Annotated in this window: 15 protein-coding genes; 8 read left to right on the forward strand and 7 right to left on the reverse strand. The window is 70.5% G+C overall.

The window, feature by feature from the left end:
- Window positions 1–145: 145 nt before the first annotated feature.
- Window positions 146–1,291, reverse strand: a complete 1,146-nt coding sequence (locus ACFW9O_RS02535) for a cystathionine gamma-synthase (RefSeq protein ID WP_351182109.1) — start codon at window positions 1,289–1,291, stop codon at window positions 146–148.
- A gap of 67 nt (window positions 1,292–1,358) precedes the next feature.
- Between ACFW9O_RS02535 and ACFW9O_RS02540 the strand changes: the two genes are divergently transcribed.
- The 5 genes from ACFW9O_RS02540 (at window position 1,359) to ACFW9O_RS02560 (ending at window position 5,518) form a co-directional block, all read left to right on the forward strand.
- A complete protein-coding gene (locus ACFW9O_RS02540) occupies window positions 1,359–2,462 on the forward strand; it encodes a hypothetical protein (protein WP_384604171.1) in 1,104 nt (367 codons plus the stop codon).
- Window positions 2,463–2,546: 84 nt separating this feature from the next.
- Complete coding sequence (gene msrA / locus ACFW9O_RS02545; RefSeq protein ID WP_384604174.1) at window positions 2,547–3,254, forward strand: peptide-methionine (S)-S-oxide reductase MsrA; 708 nt, start codon at window positions 2,547–2,549, stop codon at window positions 3,252–3,254.
- Window positions 3,255–3,367: 113 nt separating this feature from the next.
- Window positions 3,368–4,153, forward strand: coding sequence for a hypothetical protein (locus ACFW9O_RS02550; protein ID WP_384604177.1), 786 nt, complete (start codon window positions 3,368–3,370; stop codon window positions 4,151–4,153).
- Window positions 4,154–4,272: 119 nt separating this feature from the next.
- Window positions 4,273–4,911, forward strand: a complete 639-nt coding sequence (locus ACFW9O_RS02555; protein ID WP_351179050.1) for an ATP-dependent Clp protease proteolytic subunit — start codon at window positions 4,273–4,275, stop codon at window positions 4,909–4,911.
- A 1-nt stretch (window position 4,912) separates the two neighbouring features.
- Window positions 4,913–5,518 carry a ClpP family protease gene (locus ACFW9O_RS02560; RefSeq protein WP_384604180.1) on the forward strand — a complete coding sequence of 202 codons (606 nt, stop codon included), beginning with the start codon at window positions 4,913–4,915 and terminating at the stop codon, window positions 5,516–5,518.
- 7 nt (window positions 5,519–5,525) lie between these two features.
- On the opposite strand, the gene ACFW9O_RS02565 is transcribed toward ACFW9O_RS02560, so the two are convergent.
- Both ACFW9O_RS02565 and ACFW9O_RS02570 read right to left on the reverse strand, forming a co-directional pair.
- Entirely contained in the window at window positions 5,526–5,903 is a 378-nt protein-coding gene (locus ACFW9O_RS02565) for a helix-turn-helix domain-containing protein (protein WP_384604182.1), read from the reverse strand.
- 124 nt (window positions 5,904–6,027) lie between these two features.
- Window positions 6,028–6,939: an NAD(P)-dependent oxidoreductase gene (locus ACFW9O_RS02570; protein WP_384604185.1), complete on the reverse strand. Its 912-nt coding sequence runs from the start codon at window positions 6,937–6,939 to the stop codon at window positions 6,028–6,030.
- Between the two features lie 82 nt (window positions 6,940–7,021).
- On the opposite strand from ACFW9O_RS02570, the gene ACFW9O_RS02575 reads away from it, so the two are divergent.
- Entirely contained in the window at window positions 7,022–7,396 is a 375-nt protein-coding gene (locus ACFW9O_RS02575; RefSeq protein ID WP_384604187.1) for a winged helix-turn-helix transcriptional regulator, read from the forward strand.
- 123 nt (window positions 7,397–7,519) lie between these two features.
- On the opposite strand, the gene ACFW9O_RS02580 is transcribed toward ACFW9O_RS02575, so the two are convergent.
- Together ACFW9O_RS02580 and ACFW9O_RS02585 are read right to left on the reverse strand one after the other, a co-directional pair.
- Window positions 7,520–8,983: an RICIN domain-containing protein gene (locus ACFW9O_RS02580; RefSeq protein WP_384604190.1), complete on the reverse strand. Its 1,464-nt coding sequence runs from the start codon at window positions 8,981–8,983 to the stop codon at window positions 7,520–7,522.
- 56 nt (window positions 8,984–9,039) lie between these two features.
- Window positions 9,040–10,476 (reverse strand): pectinesterase family protein, encoded by a 1,437-nt coding sequence (locus ACFW9O_RS02585; protein WP_384604192.1) that lies wholly within the window; start codon window positions 10,474–10,476, stop codon window positions 9,040–9,042.
- A gap of 273 nt (window positions 10,477–10,749) precedes the next feature.
- On the opposite strand from ACFW9O_RS02585, the gene ACFW9O_RS02590 reads away from it, so the two are divergent.
- Window positions 10,750–12,903 (forward strand): sigma-70 family RNA polymerase sigma factor, encoded by a 2,154-nt coding sequence (locus ACFW9O_RS02590; RefSeq protein ID WP_384604193.1) that lies wholly within the window; start codon window positions 10,750–10,752, stop codon window positions 12,901–12,903.
- A gap of 64 nt (window positions 12,904–12,967) precedes the next feature.
- Window positions 12,968–13,372, forward strand: coding sequence for a YrdB family protein (locus tag ACFW9O_RS02595; protein WP_384604196.1), 405 nt, complete (start codon window positions 12,968–12,970; stop codon window positions 13,370–13,372).
- Here ACFW9O_RS02595 and ACFW9O_RS02600 read toward each other — a convergent pair.
- Complete coding sequence (locus tag ACFW9O_RS02600; RefSeq protein ID WP_384604199.1) at window positions 13,354–14,556, reverse strand: septum formation family protein; 1,203 nt, start codon at window positions 14,554–14,556, stop codon at window positions 13,354–13,356. The two genes, ACFW9O_RS02595 and ACFW9O_RS02600, sit on opposite strands and share 19 nt — an antisense overlap.
- 154 nt (window positions 14,557–14,710) lie before the next feature.
- The gene (gene gdhA / locus ACFW9O_RS02605) at window positions 14,711–16,090 is read right to left on the reverse strand and encodes an NADP-specific glutamate dehydrogenase (protein WP_384604202.1); all 1,380 of its coding nucleotides are present in this window, start codon (window positions 16,088–16,090) and stop codon (window positions 14,711–14,713) included.
- Window positions 16,091–16,409 lie beyond the last annotated feature (319 nt).

Genomic DNA, 16,409 nt, shown 5'->3' on the forward strand with positions numbered 1-16,409 from the left:
ACCGGGGCCTCTTTGGAGGACGCGAAGGCGGGTGTCTCCCAGCGGAGCCGACCGGGGCCGGGCCTAGCTCACGGCCGCCGGACGGACGCGTCTCCGGGGTTCCGCTGTCCGGGCCGGGCCGCGAGCCCGACCCGGACGGGAGGTCCTAGCCGAGCGCCTGTGTGAGGTCGGCCAGCAGGTCGTCGGCGTTCTCGATGCCGACGGACAGCCGTACCAGGTCGGCGGGCACCTCCAGCGGGGAGCCCGCGGCCGATGCGTGGGTCATACGGCCCGGGTGCTCCAGCAGCGACTCGACACCGCCGAGCGACTCACCGAGCGTGAACAGCTTGGCGCGGTTGCAGACCTCGACCGCCGCCTCCTCGCCGCCCGCGACGCGGAAGGACACCATCCCGCCGAACGCCTTCATCTGCTTGGCGGCGATCTCGTGCCCCGGGTGCTCCGGCAGCCCCGGGTACAGGACCTTGGTCACCTTGGGGTGGCGGGTCAGCAGGTCGGCGACCTTGGTGGCGTTCTCGTCGTGGCGGTCCATGCGGACCGCGAGGGTCTTGATGCCGCGCAGCACCAGCCAGGCGTCGAACGGCCCGGCCACGGCGCCCATCGCGTTCTGGTGGTACGCGAGCTCCTCGGCCAGCTCGGGGTCGCTGACGACGAGCGCGCCGCCGACGACGTCCGAGTGCCCGCCCATGTACTTGGTGGTCGAGTGCACGACGACGTCCGCGCCGAGCGCGAGCGGCTGCTGGAGGTAGGGGCTGGCGAAGGTGTTGTCGACGACGAGCCGCACGCCCGCCTGCCGGGCCACACCGGCGACGGCCGCGATGTCCGTGATGCCGAGCAGCGGGTTGGACGGCGTCTCCACCCAGATCGCCTTGGTACGGGCGGTGATCGCCGCCCGGACCGCCGACACGTCGGAGGTGTCGGCCACCGAGAACTCCACGCCCCAGCGCGAGGCCACCTTCGCGAACAGCCGGAACGTACCGCCGTAGGCGTCGTTCGGGATGATCACGTGGTCGCCGGGCGTGAGCAGCGTGCGCAGGAGGCAGTCCTCCGCGGCGAGGCCGGACGCGAAGGCGAGCCCGCGCCGGCCGCCCTCCAGGGCCGCCAGGTTCTCCTCCAGGGCGGTACGGGTGGGGTTGGCGCTGCGGCTGTACTCGTAGCCGCCGCGCAGCCCGCCGACGCCGTCCTGCTTGTACGTGGACACCTGGTAGATCGGCGGGACCACGGCGCCGGTGAGGGGATCCGCCGTGTTGCCGGCGTGGATCGCAAGGGTCTCGAAGCTGTGCTGGTCGCTCATGGGGACCGAGCGTAGTTCGTCAAGAGGGCACTTACCGGCCGCTGCGCCGTCAAGGGACAATGGAGCCATGGAGATTCTGTGGTTCCTGCTCGCCCTGTGCATGCTCGCCGTGATCGTCGGCCCGATCATGCTGCGCCGCCGCGGCGGTATCCGGCAGGTCGCGCCCGGTTCCCCGGACGCGGCCGACCCGGAGAACTACGGATTCGTGCGCCAGGAGGAACTGGACATCCGGATGCCCGGGCCCGACCAGGACCTTCTCGACGTCCTGGCCGTCGTGCAGGGCACTCAGGAGTGGCGGGCCGCCTCCCAGCTCCTCGCGGGCACGCCCAAGGAGAGCGAGATCCGCTGGCAGCGGGTCCAGGCCTTCGCCGGTGCGGCTTCGCTGGAGCTGGCGCAGCGGCCCGGTGAGGGCGGGGCGTGGTTGCGGAAGTGGCGGGCCGAGGCCCCGAAGGACGCGGGCGGCGCGGCGGTGCACGCCGAGTTCCTGGTGCAGCAGGCGTGGCGTACCGCCGCGGTGGGCACCGACGACTTCCGGATCATCCTGGAGGAGGCGCACACGGTCTGCGGTGAGGCGGCCCTGCTGGCACCGGGCGACCCCGTCCCGTACATCGTGGAACTGGCCGTCGCCCGTGGACTGGGCTACTCCCACGAGCAGTTCGACCAGCTGTGGGCGAAGGTCATCGACCGTGCCCCCGCCCACATGGGTGCGCACATCGCCGCCCTGCACTACTGGTGCGAGAAATGGCACGGCTCGGCCGAGCTCGTCGACCGCTTCGCCACCGCCGCCGCCGCCCGCGCCCCGCAGGGCTCGCTGCTGGCCGCGCTGCCGCTGTTCGCGCTGTACGAGAACCTGCCGGAGGTCAATCTCGTGCAGGGCTTCTACCGGGGAGCCGTCGTGACGAAGGCGGTCGGGGGCGCGATGTTCGCGGTGCACGCCGCGCGCGCCGACGATCCGGTGCTCGCCCATGTCCGGCACCTGCTGGTCTTCTTCCTCGTCCGCATGGAGCGGTGGTCGGAGGCGATCCACCAGCTCGTCCACATCGACGGCCACGTGGGCGCGCTGCCCTGGATCCAGGACTCCGATCCGGCCGCCGAGTACACGGTGTACCGGGCGCTGGCCGTCGCCGGGTACGAGGCGAACGGCGGCAGCCCGGCGACGCTGCCGCAGTAGCCGCCGACGGGCAGGGGGCGCCGGAATCCACGGTGCCCCCGTGGCGTTGTACGCACTGAACACCGACCCCGGAGGAGCCCCCGCATGTTCCTGAACCACCGCACCCCGCAGCTCCCCACCCCCGAGGAGGCCCTGCGCGGCCGCCCGGTCCCCGAATTCACGGTCCCGTCCCGCCACACGGTCCTCGGCAATCCGCTGACCGGCCCGTACCCGGAGGGTCTGGAGGTCGCGGACTTCGCGCTGGGCTGTTTCTGGGGTGCCGAGCGCAAGTTCTGGCAGACCGAGGGCGTGTGGACGACCCTCGTCGGCTACCAGGGCGGCTCCACGGAGAACCCGGCGTACGAAGAGGTCTGCTCGGGCCTGACGGGCCACACGGAAGCGGTTCGTGTCGTCTTCGACCCGACGGTCGTGGGTTACGCGGAGCTGCTGAAGCTCTTCTGGGAGTCCCACAACCCGACCCAGGGCTTCCGCCAGGGCAACGACGTGGGCACGCAGTACCGCTCGGCGGTCTACACCCACACCGCGGAGCAGGCGGAGGGCGCGGCAGCGTCCCGCGAGGCGTACCAGCGGGTCCTCACCGGTGCGGGCTTCGGCGAGATCACCACGGAGATCCTGCCCGCCGAGGGCCGCACGCTGTGGCCGGCGGAGCCGTACCACCAGCAGTACCTGGACAAGAACCCGGACGGCTACTGCGGCATCGGCGGTACGGGCGCCACGCTGGAGTCCCCCTCCGAGACGAACTGGGGCCGCGCCTGCCCGACGGGCATCGCGCCGGCGCCGACGGAGGGCTGAGCCCCGCCTGCCGCACGGAGTCCGCGGACGGGAGTCCGGGCGCCTCCATGATCGCGTGATCGCTACTCTGTTCCCCCGCCCGGCTGCGGGCGGGGGAACAACAGGGGTGGGACATGCGCAGAGGTATCGCCGCACTCGCGGCGGTGGCGGCCGTGGGCGCCGCGGTAGTGACGGCTCCGGCCGCACACGCCGAGGGCCGGGGCGACATCCGGGTCGTCAAGACGGTCGTGAACGGGGGCGGCAGTGTGATCGTCGGCGTCACGAACGTGAAGCGGTTCCCGATCGTCATGACGATCAAGGACAACTCGGGCGTGAGGGACGTGACGGACGTGTCCGCGTTCAACACGTCCAACGGCTACGGGCCGGTGTCGTACCTGGGCACATCGTGCAAGAAGAGCAGCTCCACGACGTCCGTGTGCACCGCGACGATGGAGATCGACCCGTCGTGGATCGACTCCTACGGGAGCGGCAACGAGGGCTGGGACGCCAACGCGGTGGCCGGGACCTGGCAGGTCAACGCCACGGTCCGGGCCAACGACAAGGACTACTGGATCTCCGACCGCATCGCCACGTTCAAGATGAAGCGCGCGGCGACGCTGACGACGGACGCCGCTCCCGAGCCGGTGAAGAAGGGCGGCACGCTCACCGTCACCGGCAAGCTGTCCCGGGCCAACTGGACGGACCGGAAGTACCACGGGTACACCAAGCAGGTGGTGAAGCTGCAGTACAAGACACCCGGCGGCTCGTACCACACGGTCAAGACGGCGACCACGGACAGCGCGGGACGTCTCAAGACGACCGTGAAGGCCTCGGCGTCGGGCAGCTGGCGCTGGGCGTTCCTCGGCACGACGACGACCATGAAGGTCGTCTCCACCGGTGACGCGGTCACGGTGAAGTAGCCGGCCGCCTCTGCCCGCGGCGAATCTGCCGCGGGCAGAGATCGGTGACGTGGGCGCCCGGGCGGGCCAAGAGTGGAGGGAGCGCGGCTGATCCGGCCGCCCCACCACCGGGAGGTCCGATGTCGCCCCACTTCGCTGCCCGTCCACGCGCCGCCGACGAGGAGACACCGCCGACGCGGTTCGACGACCACCTCGCGGCGCAGCTCCTCGCCCAGCGGATCGTCTTCCTGGGGACCCAGGTGGACGAGGTCTCCGCCAACCGGGTCTGTGCGCAGTTGCTGCTGCTGTCCGCCGAGGACCCGCGCACCGACATCAGCCTCTACATCAACAGTCCCGGCGGATCCGTGACGGCCGGGCTGGCCATCTACGACACGATGCAGCTCATCCCGAACGACGTCTCCACCCTCGCCATGGGGTTCGCGGCGTCGATGGGGCAGTTCCTGCTCACCGTCGGGACCGAGGGCAAGCGGTTCGCCCTGCCGAACGCGCGGATCATGATGCACCAGCCCTCGGCCGGCATCGGCGGCACGGCCTCCGACATCGCGATCCAGGCCGAGAACCTCGAATTCACGAAGCAGGCCGTCGAGCGGATCACGGCGGCGCACACCGGGCAGTCCGCGGAGACGATCTCCCAGGACGGCGACCGGGACCGGTGGTTCACGGCCGGGCAGGCGAAGGCGTACGGGATGGTCGATCACGTCGTCGAGTCGCTCGACGACGTGCGCCCGGCCGGTTCGCGACGACGGATGGGACTCTGACATGAGCCAGTACACGATTCCGAACGTCGTCGAGCGCACCCCGCAGGGGGAACGGTCCTACGACGTCTTCAGCAGGCTCCTGTCCGAGCGGATCATCTTCATCGGTACGGAGATCGACGACGGGGTCGCGAACGTCGTCATCGCCCAGTTGCTCCACCTGGAGTCGTCGAGCCCCGGGGCCGAGATCGCGGTCTACCTCAACTCACCCGGGGGCTCCTTCACTTCGCTCATGGCGATCTACGACACCATGAGCTTCGTCTCGGCCCCCATCGCAACGTTCTGCGTCGGCCAGGCCGCCTCGACCGCGGCCGTGCTCCTGGCCGGCGGCGACCCGGGCCGCCGGTTCGTCCTGGAGCACTCCCGCGTGCTGCTGGGCCAGCCGGCCAGCGGCGGGCAGCAGGGGACGGTCTCCGACCTCCGGCTGCACGCCAAGGAGATGCTGCGGATCCGCTCACAGGTCGAGGAGGTCCTGGCCCGCCACACCCCCCACGACCTCGCGACCCTGCGGGCCGACACCGACAGGGACAGGATCTTCACCGCGCAGGAGGCGGTGACCTACGGCCTCGCGGACGAGGTCCTCAGCCGCCGGGTCCCGGCCTTCGCCTGAGGCTGCGTCAGGCGGCCAGTCGCACCTCGCCCATGGAGGTACGGGCCGGGGACATCCTGGAGGCCGTGCTGCGGCGCGCGAGCTCTCCCTGGGCCAGGGTCAGCACATCGGCCAGTCCGAGTCCGAGCGAGCGGGCCGCCGCCCCGAGGACCTCCGACGAGGCCTCCTTGCGGCCGCGCTCGATCTCGGAGAGGTACGGCATGGAGATCCGGGCGTCCTCGGCCACGTCCTTGAGCGTCCGGCCCTGGGCGAGCCGCTCGCGGCGCAGGACGTCCCCGACGACGTCCCGCCAGAGCGGCTCTCTGGCGGCGGGCGCGGGGCCCGGTGTCGCGGGGACGGGACGCAGGGGGATGACACGGGCTCGATTCTGCGCGTGGCTGCTCATCCCCCCAGCCTAGGAGCGCTGCGCCCGGCGCGGGCGGGGGAACCGCTCCGCGCCGGGCGGATCTGCTGTCGGCAGAACGCTCTTCCTCCTGGGGCGCGCGGATGCGTTCCGGGGCCGGGGCCGGTCAGCGCGGCGCGCGGATGCCGTCGATGATGCGCGTCCAGTTGTCGCCGCCGTGCCCGTCGTCGATCGCGCGCCGGTAGTGGGACTGCACCGCCAGCGGGAGCGCGAGGTCCAGGCCGAGTGCCCTGCCGGTCTCGACGATGTGATCGGACGTCGCGCCCATCATGGTGACCGTGCTGAGGTCGCCGGGGTGCTCTCCGGCGTCCAGCGCGGCACCGGGGTTCTCCTCACCGGCCCGCAGGATGTCGCTGGTCGAGTCGGCGGTGGAAAGCAGCTCCGGCAGCGTTTCCCTGGCCTTCATCCCTGCGGCCCCCAGCATCGCGGTGGCGTGCATCAGCCCGGACAGGGTGGTGAGGAACACGGTGAGCTGGGCCTGGTACATCAGCTGGGCGAGGCCGGGGTCCTCGCCCAGATACCTGGGTGTGCCGAGCAGCGCCAGGACCGGCTCGTGGGTACGCATCGCCCGGCCGGGGCCGCTGTAGTAGACGTAGGCGGCTTCGGTGCCGACCATCGGCGCGGGGACCATGACACCTCCGGTGAGGAAGGTGGCCCCGTGGCCCGCCGCCCAGGCGGCCGCCTCGCGTGTGCGCTCGGGGGTGTCGGAGCTCAGGTTGACCAGCGTCCGGCCGGCGAGCGATCCGGTGACACCGCCGAGGACGTCGTACATCGCCTGGTAGTCGGTGAGGCTGAGGAGCACGAGGTCACTCGCCTCGACGGCCTCGCCGGGTGTCGCCGCGAGCACCGCTCCGTCTCCGACGACGCCGTCCGCCCGGCCGGCGGTGCGGTTCCAGACGGTGACCCGGTGGCCGGCGGTGAGGAGCGCAAGGGCCATCGCCCGGCCCATCGGGCCGAGCCCGATCACGGTGGTGGCGCCGCTGCCCTGACTGGTGGTGAGGTTCTGTGGTTCGTTCACCCCTCCATGCTCGGCGGGCGTCACTACTCTCGGAAGTACCCACTATTTACTGCGGTACTTACCTTTTAGTAAGGGGACCACGATGGCCAAGGCGCCGAGATGCGGGCCTTACATCTGCGGCATCGACGCTGCGCTCGATGTGGTGAGCGGCAAGTGGAAGGGGCTGATCCTCTGGGAACTCGACGCCCACCGCGTACGCCGCTTCGGTGAGCTGCGCCGCGGTCTGCCGGGAGTGAGCGAGAAGATGCTGACGCAGCACCTGAGGGAGATGGAGGAGGACGACCTCGTGAACCGGAAGGTGTACGCCGAGGTGCCGCCACGCGTCGAGTACTCCCTGACCGAGTACGGGCACACGCTCAATCAGGCCCTTGCGCCGCTCGGGGTGTGGGGGGCCGAGCGGACGCGTCGCGAACAGCTCGAAGCGGTCGACCTGGCGGGGACGACCTCACACGCCTGAGTTCGCCGGCCACCGGCCGCGGTGAACACCGGACCTCGCCGACGGGCCGTGGGCCCGGTACGGGACACGGTCTGTTCCGTACCGGGCAGGCCGTCGGCGGGCGGGGCGCCCGCCGGCGACGGTTCAGCCGCCGATGGTGCTCTGCGGGCCGGCGTACTGCCGGAGCAGGGCGGGGACGTCCGCGGCCGGGTCGAGCGTGTAGCTGTAGTGGTCTCCCGGCTTGAAGGTGGTCCCGTTGGTCTGCTGCTTGCCGGTGCACGACACGCAGATACTGCCCGTCTGGGTCAGGGACGCCGCCGAGGTGTCGTTGTAGTAGGGGTTCGCGACGTTCTGGAAGTAGGTGTTCTCGATGACGGTCTTCGAGGCGCCGCGCGAGAGGTTGCCGTAGGACGACACGTTCTGCATGTAGTTGTTGTAGAGGTGGGCGTACGCGACGTTGTCGATGCTGGGGTTGCGCTGGTTGGTGTCGTGTATCCAGTTGTGATGGATGGTCATGCGGGCGGTGACGTTCTCCGTCCAGCCGATGCCGAAGGCCTTGTTCTGTTCGCCCATGACGTTCCAGGAGACGGTCAGGTAGCTGGTGTCCTTGCGGCTGTCGATGAGGCCGTCGTTCATCCGCTCGATGCGGTTGTGGTCGATCCAGATGTGGTCCGCGGTGTCCATCTGGATGCCGTCGTAGTCGTAGTCCTTGTCATCGGGATCGTCCGCGGCCATCCGGGTGTCGCGGATGGTGAGGTTGCGGATGATGACGTTGTGGACGCCGGTGCCGAGGAAGAAGCCGCCGCCGACGATCTGCCCGGAGGTGCCGACGCCGATGAGGGTCTTGTCGGACTTCACGGGTATCTCGTGCCCGTACGGGGAGACCGTGATCGCGGACGCCACCTTGATGACGTAGGGCTCCGCAGCGGTGGCGTACTTCACCAGGTCGGCGAAGTTCGTGACGGTGACGGTGGCCCCGGCCGCCCCGCCGGTGGTGCCGCCACCGGTGGCGGCGAAGCCGTCGGCCTTGTCGGACCAGGTGCGGCCCCCGGACACGGGCTGGAAGGCCCACTGCTTGTTGCTGTTGGCGGTGCAGGTCTCCTGGATGATCGCGGCACCACTGGCCGTGGACGCGCCCTTGTCACTCATGCACAGACCGCTGTTGACGTTCACGATCTGGTACGTCCCCGTACCGCTCGGGGTCAGCGTCCACTGCTGGTTCGTCTGCCCGGCACACCCCCACTGCTGGAGCTGCACCCCGCTCACCGTCGAATAGTCGGGCACATCCACGCACTTACCGCTCTGCCTGTTCACCAGCCGGTACCGCCCCGACCCGTCCGCGGTCAGCGTGAACTGCTGCCACGCAGCCCCCTCCGTACAACCCCACTGCTGCAACAACGCACCATTCGCCGTCGACGCCGCAGGCACGTCCACGCACTTACCGCTCTTCTTCACCACCAGCTGATAGACACCCCCCGCCGACGGCACCTCCGCCGCACCCGCCGACGACACCAGACCACCGGTGAGGGCTCCTCCGACGGTCAGTAGAAGCGCTGTCACCAGGGCTCCCAGCCCCAGCTTCCTTTGCCTGTTCCTGTGCTTGCTCATGCTTTCGTTCCTCTCGAACGGGGATGGTTCGGAATGCGTCCGGATGTGGCGGACGGTCAGCGCACCGGGTTCCAGCCGTCCGTGCCGGCCAGGTACTTCTGCGGCGTGTAGTTCGCGGCCTGGGCGTCCGTCAGATGTGGGCGGTTGCCGTTGACCGTGGCGCCGGCTCCGGTGTTGCGGTACTCGGAGAACCTGGCGTTCTTCCACGAGTTGGACGACATGTCCGTCCACGGCTGCGCGGTGGCGAGCGCCGAGGAGATCGAGCTCTCGCGGTAGAGGACCTGCGCGTCGGCGCGCCAGGGGCGGCCCAGCTGGGTGGTGTTCGCCACGGCACCGGTCACGGTGGACCGGTAGAACAGGAATCCGTACGTCTTGTCCGCAGGTGTGCTCGCGGCGGTGATCGGGCCGCCGGTGCTGCGCTTCTCGTGGATGGTGGAGGTGTGGAACACGGCGGTGCCACCGCCGTAGATGAAGTCCACCGTGCCTTCGACGTAGGAATCCACCACGTAGGCGCGGGCGCTGTTGTTCACCAGGAAGGTGTCCTGGTCGCCGAGCAGCCTGACGTCGTCGAGGACGGCGCGGTCGGCGTCGAGGTAGAGGGCGAGCGCCTGGTCACCGGTGTCGGAGCTGTTCTCGTCGAAGTCGTTCGCCATCGTCAGGTTGAGTGCCTGGAAGTCATGGCCGCGCGCGACGACGGTGGCCGATCCCGCGGTGCCGTAGTCACCGGCGTTGCGGTTACCGATGACGACCACGTCGTCCGCCGAGTCGCCGGTGCCCTTGAGGGTCACGAAGGGCTTGTCGGCGGGGACGGTCACCTGCTCGCGGTAGGTGCCGGGCTTGATGGTGATGGTGACGCGGCTCGCGTTGCCGGTGCCCACGGCGTTCACCGCGGCCTGGACCGTCCGGTAGGTGCCGGTGCCGTCGGCCGCGACGGTGGTCGGGGCGGAGGAACCGCCGACGGGCTGGAAGGCCCACTGCTTGTTGCTGTTGGCGGTGCAGGTCTCCTGGATGATCGCGGCACCACTGGCCGTGGACGCGCCCTTGTCACTCATGCACAGACCGCTGTTGACGTTCACGATCTGGTACGTCCCCGTACCGCTCGGGGTCAGCGTCCACTGCTGGTTCGTCTGCCCGGCACACCCCCACTGCTGGAGCTGCACCCCGCTCACCGTCGAATAGTCGGGCACATCCACGCACTTACCGCTCTGCCTGTTCACCAGCCGGTACCGCCCCGACCCGTCCGCGGTCAGCGTGAACTGCTGCCACGCAGCCCCCTCCGTACAACCCCACTGCTGCAACAACGCACCATTCGCCGTCGACGCCGCAGGCACGTCCACGCACTTACCGCTCTTCTTCACCACCAGCTGATAGACACCCCCCGCCGACGGCACCTCCGCCGCACCCGCCGACGACACCAGACCACCGGCCACGAGCAGGGCCGCGGGTAACGCGAGTGCCAGGGCGCGCCGGATCTTGTTCGGTTTCTCGGACATCGTTCGCTCCTCCAGATGGACGGTTGCTGCGGTGCTGTGGAGCCGCAGTGCCCAGGTAGATGCGCGAAACGGAGGGGGATGACAGAAAACCCGCAAGAAACTTCTCCGGGTTCCGGGAGGCGGAAGTTGCCCGGGTCCGCTTGTGGTGGAAGCGGCAACTTCTTTACGGGTCAGTGACGTTGTGCCACGATGCGTGACTCCGGGGCCCTGTCGGCCGCTTGTTCGGGGCCGTCCGGTGACCGGCCCCGAAGCGGAAGAGGGAGTCGTGACGGGATGACGGACAGCGGGACCGGCGCTACGGTGCGCGACATTCCGGCCCTGGTGCACAGGGCCAGGGGCGGCGACACCGGGGCGATGGACGAACTGCTCGGCGTCCACCTGCCGTTGGTATACGGAATCGTCGGGCGGGCCCTCAACGGCCACCCCGACGTCGACGACCTGGTGCAGGACGTGATGCTGCGGATCGTCCGCGCCCTGCCGTCGCTGCGCGAGCCCGAGCGTTTCCGCTCCTGGGCCGTGGCCATCGCGTACCGGGAGATCCAGCAGCACCAGCGGCGCACGGCCCGCGACCGGTTCCACCGGCACGAGGTGGAGGAGGTCGCCGACCCGCTCACCGACTTCGCCGAGCGCACCGTCGCCGAGCTGGAACTCACCGGCCAGCGCCGGGACCTGGCCCGTGCCGCCCGCTGGCTGGACGCGGACGACCGCCGACTGCTCGCCCTGTGGTGGGAGGAGGAGACCGGCCGCCTCACCAGGGCCGAGGTCGCCCGTGCCATCGGCCTGGACGCCCGGCACACCGCGGTCAGGGTACGGCGCATGAAGGTCCAGCTGGAGGCCGCGCGCACGGTCGTCCGCGCGCTGGGCACAACGCCCCGCTGCCCCGGACTGACGGACGCCGCGCGGGGCTGGGACGGCAGCACCGGTGCCCTCTGGCGCAAGAGGCTGACCCGCCATGTGCGGGGCTGCCCGCAGTGCGGGGCGGAGGGGTCGGGGCTGGTCGCGCCGGAGAAGCTGCTGCCCGGGCTGGGACTCGTACCGATACCGGGAGGTCTGCTGGACGGAGTGCGGCTGAGCGTGGAGACCGCCTCCGTGATCGGGCAGACGGCGGCCGACGGGGTCCGCGGGTATCTGCACCACCTCACGGCGAAGTCGGTCACGGCCTCCGCCGCGGTGCTGGCGGTCGTCACCGGGGCCCTGACCTACCCGGTGTGGCACTCACCCGCACCCTCTCCGCAGGCGGCACCACCGGCCGCGAGCCGTCCCGCGCAGCCGGCGAACCCGGCATCTTCCCGTCCGGCCCCGGCGCGTTCCGCGTCCGCCTCGCCTGCCGCGGTCCCGACGACGTCAGCCGCTGCGCGGAAGGCTTCGGGAGCGATCGGTGTGACCGGCGCCGACATCTATCTCGCACCCGGCGGCTCGGACTCGGGCGACGGCAGCCGGGCGCGCCCCTTCGCCACGCTCGGCAAAGCGGTGTCGGTGGTCCGGCCCGGACAGACGATCGCCATGCGCGGCGGCACGTACCGGCCGGAGGAGGGAGTGGACATCGGCACGGACGGCACCGCCGGCCGCCGCATCACACTCAGCAACATCCGGGGCGAACGGCCGGTGATCGACGCGTCCGGCGTACCCGCGGACACCTGGGCGATCACCCAGCAGGCGGATCACTGGACCGTGCAGGGGCTGGAGATCCGGGGCTCGGGAAGTCACGCGTACGTCTGCCGGGGCTGCCGGGACACCGTCTTCCGGGGGCTCTCCCTGCACGACAACGCCGAGTCCGGACTCACCCTGCGGGACGCCGGGACCGAGGGCAACAGCGTGCTCGACAGCGACTTCCACTCCAACGGGCCGAAGCCGGGGGGAGGCGTCGGCCTGGCGGTCAAGTTCGGCTCCGGCGGCGGCAACGTGGTCCGGGGCTGCCGCGCCTTCGACAACGGGGCCGACGGCATCGACCTCGGCGGCTTCACCACCCCGGTGACCGTGGAGAGCACCTGGTCCTACCGCAACGGCAACGGTTTCACGCTCGGCGGGGGCCGTACCACCGCCTCGGTGGCGCACGTGCTCACCGACGACGCCGCCTGGGACAACGCCGGGCTCGGCTTCAACGACGAGGGCAACCCGGGCGCCATCCGCCTCACCCGCAACACCGCCTTCCGCAACGGAACCGGCTTCTACCTGGCCAGCTCGTCCGCCGTGCTGAGCGCGAACGCGGCTGTGGGCAACACCGAGGGACCGGAACCGGTACTGGCGGACTCCGCACGTTCCGAGGGCAACACCTGGGACGGCGGGGGCGGGAGCCCGTCGATGTTCACCACGACCGATCCGGCCACCGCCGAGTCGCCCCGTTCCGCCGACGCCGCGCTGCCCCGGACGTCCTTCCTGGCCCCGGCCGGGCGGCAGCCAGGGGCACGCATGGCCGAAGGCTCCTGAGACGGCACGGGCACGTGGCACCCTTGCACGCAAAAGACCTCGATCGAAGGGGAGTTCGGATCCGATGACGGCGAGCAACGACCGTAGCCACCTCACCACTCTGCAGGGCCGTCCGTGGGTCGCCGCGAACGAGGTGCTCGCCTTCGTCCTCGAACTTGTGGCGATCGGCTGTCTGTCCTGGTGGGGCTTCACGGCCGTGGACGGCCGGCCGGCCTCGATACTGCTGGGGCTCGGCACACCTGCGGCGGCCGTCGCCCTGTGGGGACTCTTCGCGGCACCTCGCGCCCGGATCCGGCTGCCGCTCGCGGGAGTCCTGGCGGTGAAGACGCTGGTGCTCGGCGGTGCGGCGGCAGCCGTGTACGGGACGGGGCATCCGGTGGCGGCCGCGGTCCTCGCGGTGGTGCTCGTGCTGAACACGGGCTGCGCGGAGTACTTCCGGCGCGGCGCCGGTCAGGACGTGACGACGTAGCAGGTGTAGGCGCCGGTCACCGACGTCTCGGTCTTTCCCGCACCCACCGAGACCGTGGTGTCGGAGGAGCCGGTGTACGAGAAGCCGTCCTTGCGAACGGCGCCGCGCAGCCATGCGGCCGGGGCCTTGTCGTACGCGCGCCGGCACTGCTCGTCGGCGTATTCGTTCCCGTTCTTCTCCGCCCGGTCCCCGGGGAAGGTCCGGTCCACCTCGGTCTGCGCGAGCACCCGCATGTCGTGGCTCTCCGCGCAGTCGACGGGACGTACGACCCCGTTGCTGCCGAGTCCCGTGTCCGTGGCGGCGCACTGTCCCGCCTTCAGTCCGCCCACGGGGGCCAGCGTCTTCAGTGCGTCCTCGACGCCCCTGCCCGGCTTCCTGTGCCGGACCGGATCGCCGAACGCGCCGAGTTCGTAGGTCGCTCGCAGGGTCCTGATGCTTCCGGTGGGAGCGTTCTCCTCGTGCAGGCCGACGAGTACGGGCCCGAAATCGGCGGTCACCTCGGTGAGCCTGCCTTCGGAATCGAGCCGCACCGTCAGTTCCACCGGGTCGCCCCCGGCGGTCCGGAGTTCCGGGGGCAGTATTTCCGACGCGATCTCGGCGAGTACGGTCACCCGGTAGACGCGGCTGCCGTCCTTCTGCCGCTCGGGTTCCTGACGGGGGATCGTACGGGGGACGAGGTCGGCGAGGGTGCCGCTGTACGGTGCCACGTCGCCCGCGGCGTGCGCGGCCACCGCCCGGGTGGACTCGCCCAGTCCCGTGATCGCCTCAGGGGTGTAGCGCAGCCAGGCGGAGGCGCCGCGCCGTACGTAGACGTCGTCGCCGTCGGTGGCAAGGGTCTGCTCGACGGTCGTCCCCGGCTCCCCGACGAACTGGGCGGCGGTCCGGTGGAAGCGCCGGTCCACCGTGAGGCTGACGGTGGCGAGCGAGGTCCCCTCGGTGTAGTCCAGGCTTCCCTCGGTGACCTGTTCGGCGTCGCCGGTCGTCGTCCCGTACGTGAGGGTCGAGACGAAGGCGGCCGTGCCGGCCTTCCGCGTCGCTTCGGTCGCCGCGTGGAACTGCTCGGCCAGGGGCAGGCCGTAGACGGACTCCCCGGCTTCCGCTTCGTTGTCAGCGCCGCACGCGGCTGTGCCGACGAGCGCCGAGGTCAGCGCGAGCACGGCCCCCCAGCGTCTTGCAGTCTCCACGTTTCCCCACCCCTTGCACCTGCTCCGAACAGGCATTCTTCTCGGAGCAGGTGCTCCTGCGCGAGCACAGGATGATCACGAAGCCCCCGCGCCGGGGCGGGGCGGCCCGGGACACGCGCCGCACCCCGGACCGTTGCCACGTGGGGCCTTCGGATCAGATCAGGCCCTGCGCAAGCATCGCGTCGGCGACCAGTTCGAAGCCTGCGATGTTCGCGCCCACCACGTAGTTGCCGGGGCTGCCGTAGCGCTCGGCCGTCGTGTAGCAGGCGTCGTGGATGTGGCGCATGATCTCCGCGAGGCGCTCCTCCGTGTGGGCGAAGGTCCAGGAGTCGCGGGAGGCGTTCTGCTGCATCTCCAGCGCGCTGGTGGCCACGCCGCCCGCGTTGGCCGCCTTGCCGGGGGCGAAGGCGACACCCGCGTCCTGGAGGATGCGGACGGCTTCGGGGGTGGTGGGCATGTTCGCGCCCTCCGCGACCGCCTTCACACCGTGGCGTACGAGGGCGAGCGCGTCGGTCTCGTCGAGCTCGTTCTGGGTGGCGCAGGGCAGGGCTACGTCCACGGGGACGTTCCAGACACCCGTACCCGGGACGTAGCGGGCGTGCTCGCCGCGGCGCTCGGCGTAGTCGGAGACCCTGCCGCGCCCTGCTTCCTTGACCTCCTTGAGGAGGTCGAGGTCGATGCCCTTCTCGTCGACCACGTAGCCGCCCGAGTCGGAGCACGTCACGACGGTCGCGCCGAACTGCTGGGCCTTCTCGATCGCGTAGATGGCCACGTTCCCCGAACCCGAGACGGCGATGCGCTGGCCGTCGAGGGATTCGCCGCGGCTGCGGAGCATTTCGGCGGTGAACAGGACACAGCCGTAGCCGGTCGCCTCGGTGCGGGCCTGGGCGCCGCCCCAGCCCAGGCCCTTGCCGGTGAGCACGCCGGACTCGTAGCGGTTGGTGATGCGCTTGTACTGGCCGAAGAGGTAGCCGATCTCGCGGCCGCCGACGCCGATGTCACCGGCGGGTACGTCGGTGTACTCACCGAGATGGCGGTGGAGTTCCGTCATGAAGGACTGGCAGAACCGCATGATCTCGGCATCGGAGCGGCCCTTCGGGTCGAAGTCCGCGCCGCCCTTGCCGCCGCCGATCGGCATGCCCGTGAGGGCGTTCTTGAAGATCTGCTCGAAGCCGAGGAACTTCACGATGCCCAGGTTGACCGACGGGTGGAAGCGCAGTCCGCCCTTGTACGGGCCGAGGGCACTGGAGAACTCGACGCGGAAACCGCGGTTGACGTGGATGTCGCCGGAGTCGTCCGACCACGGGACCCGGAAGATGAGCTGGCGCTCGGGCTCGCAGATCCGCTCGATGATCCGGGCGTCGACCAGCTCCGGCCGCTGCGCCAGCACCGGACCCAGGGTTTCGAGGACCTCGCGTACCGCCTGGTGGAACTCCTTCTCACCCTGGTTGCGTCGCAGAACCTCCGCGTAGAGCGGTTCGATGACGCGGGTGGCGGCGGTGTGCGGGCTTGCGGAGCCGGAGGTGGCGGGCATCTGATCAAGACCTTCCATGGGTGGGCTCGTGCGCGACGGCGCTCCCTGTCCCTGGAAGCGCCACCGGTCGGGGGAGGACCGTCGCACCGGGCGATTGTCCCAGCGTGGCCCCGGAGAAGCCCGGAGCCGCCTCCATACTGACCACGATCGTCCGTATGACGACCCGTACGGTGGCGAAGCTCACAGCCTCCCGGGCGGGAGCGTGAGGGCCGAAGGGGTGCCCCGCCCCGCCGTAGGGTGTGCGCGTGGGGATCACTGAACGTGTTCGTACGCATACGCAAGTTCCCGGCCGGCCGTCCGCGAAGATCCCGCGGCCGCG

This window comes from Streptomyces sp. NPDC059499 (assembly GCF_042749285.1).
Classification (GTDB): Bacteria; Actinomycetota; Actinomycetes; order Streptomycetales; family Streptomycetaceae; genus Streptomyces.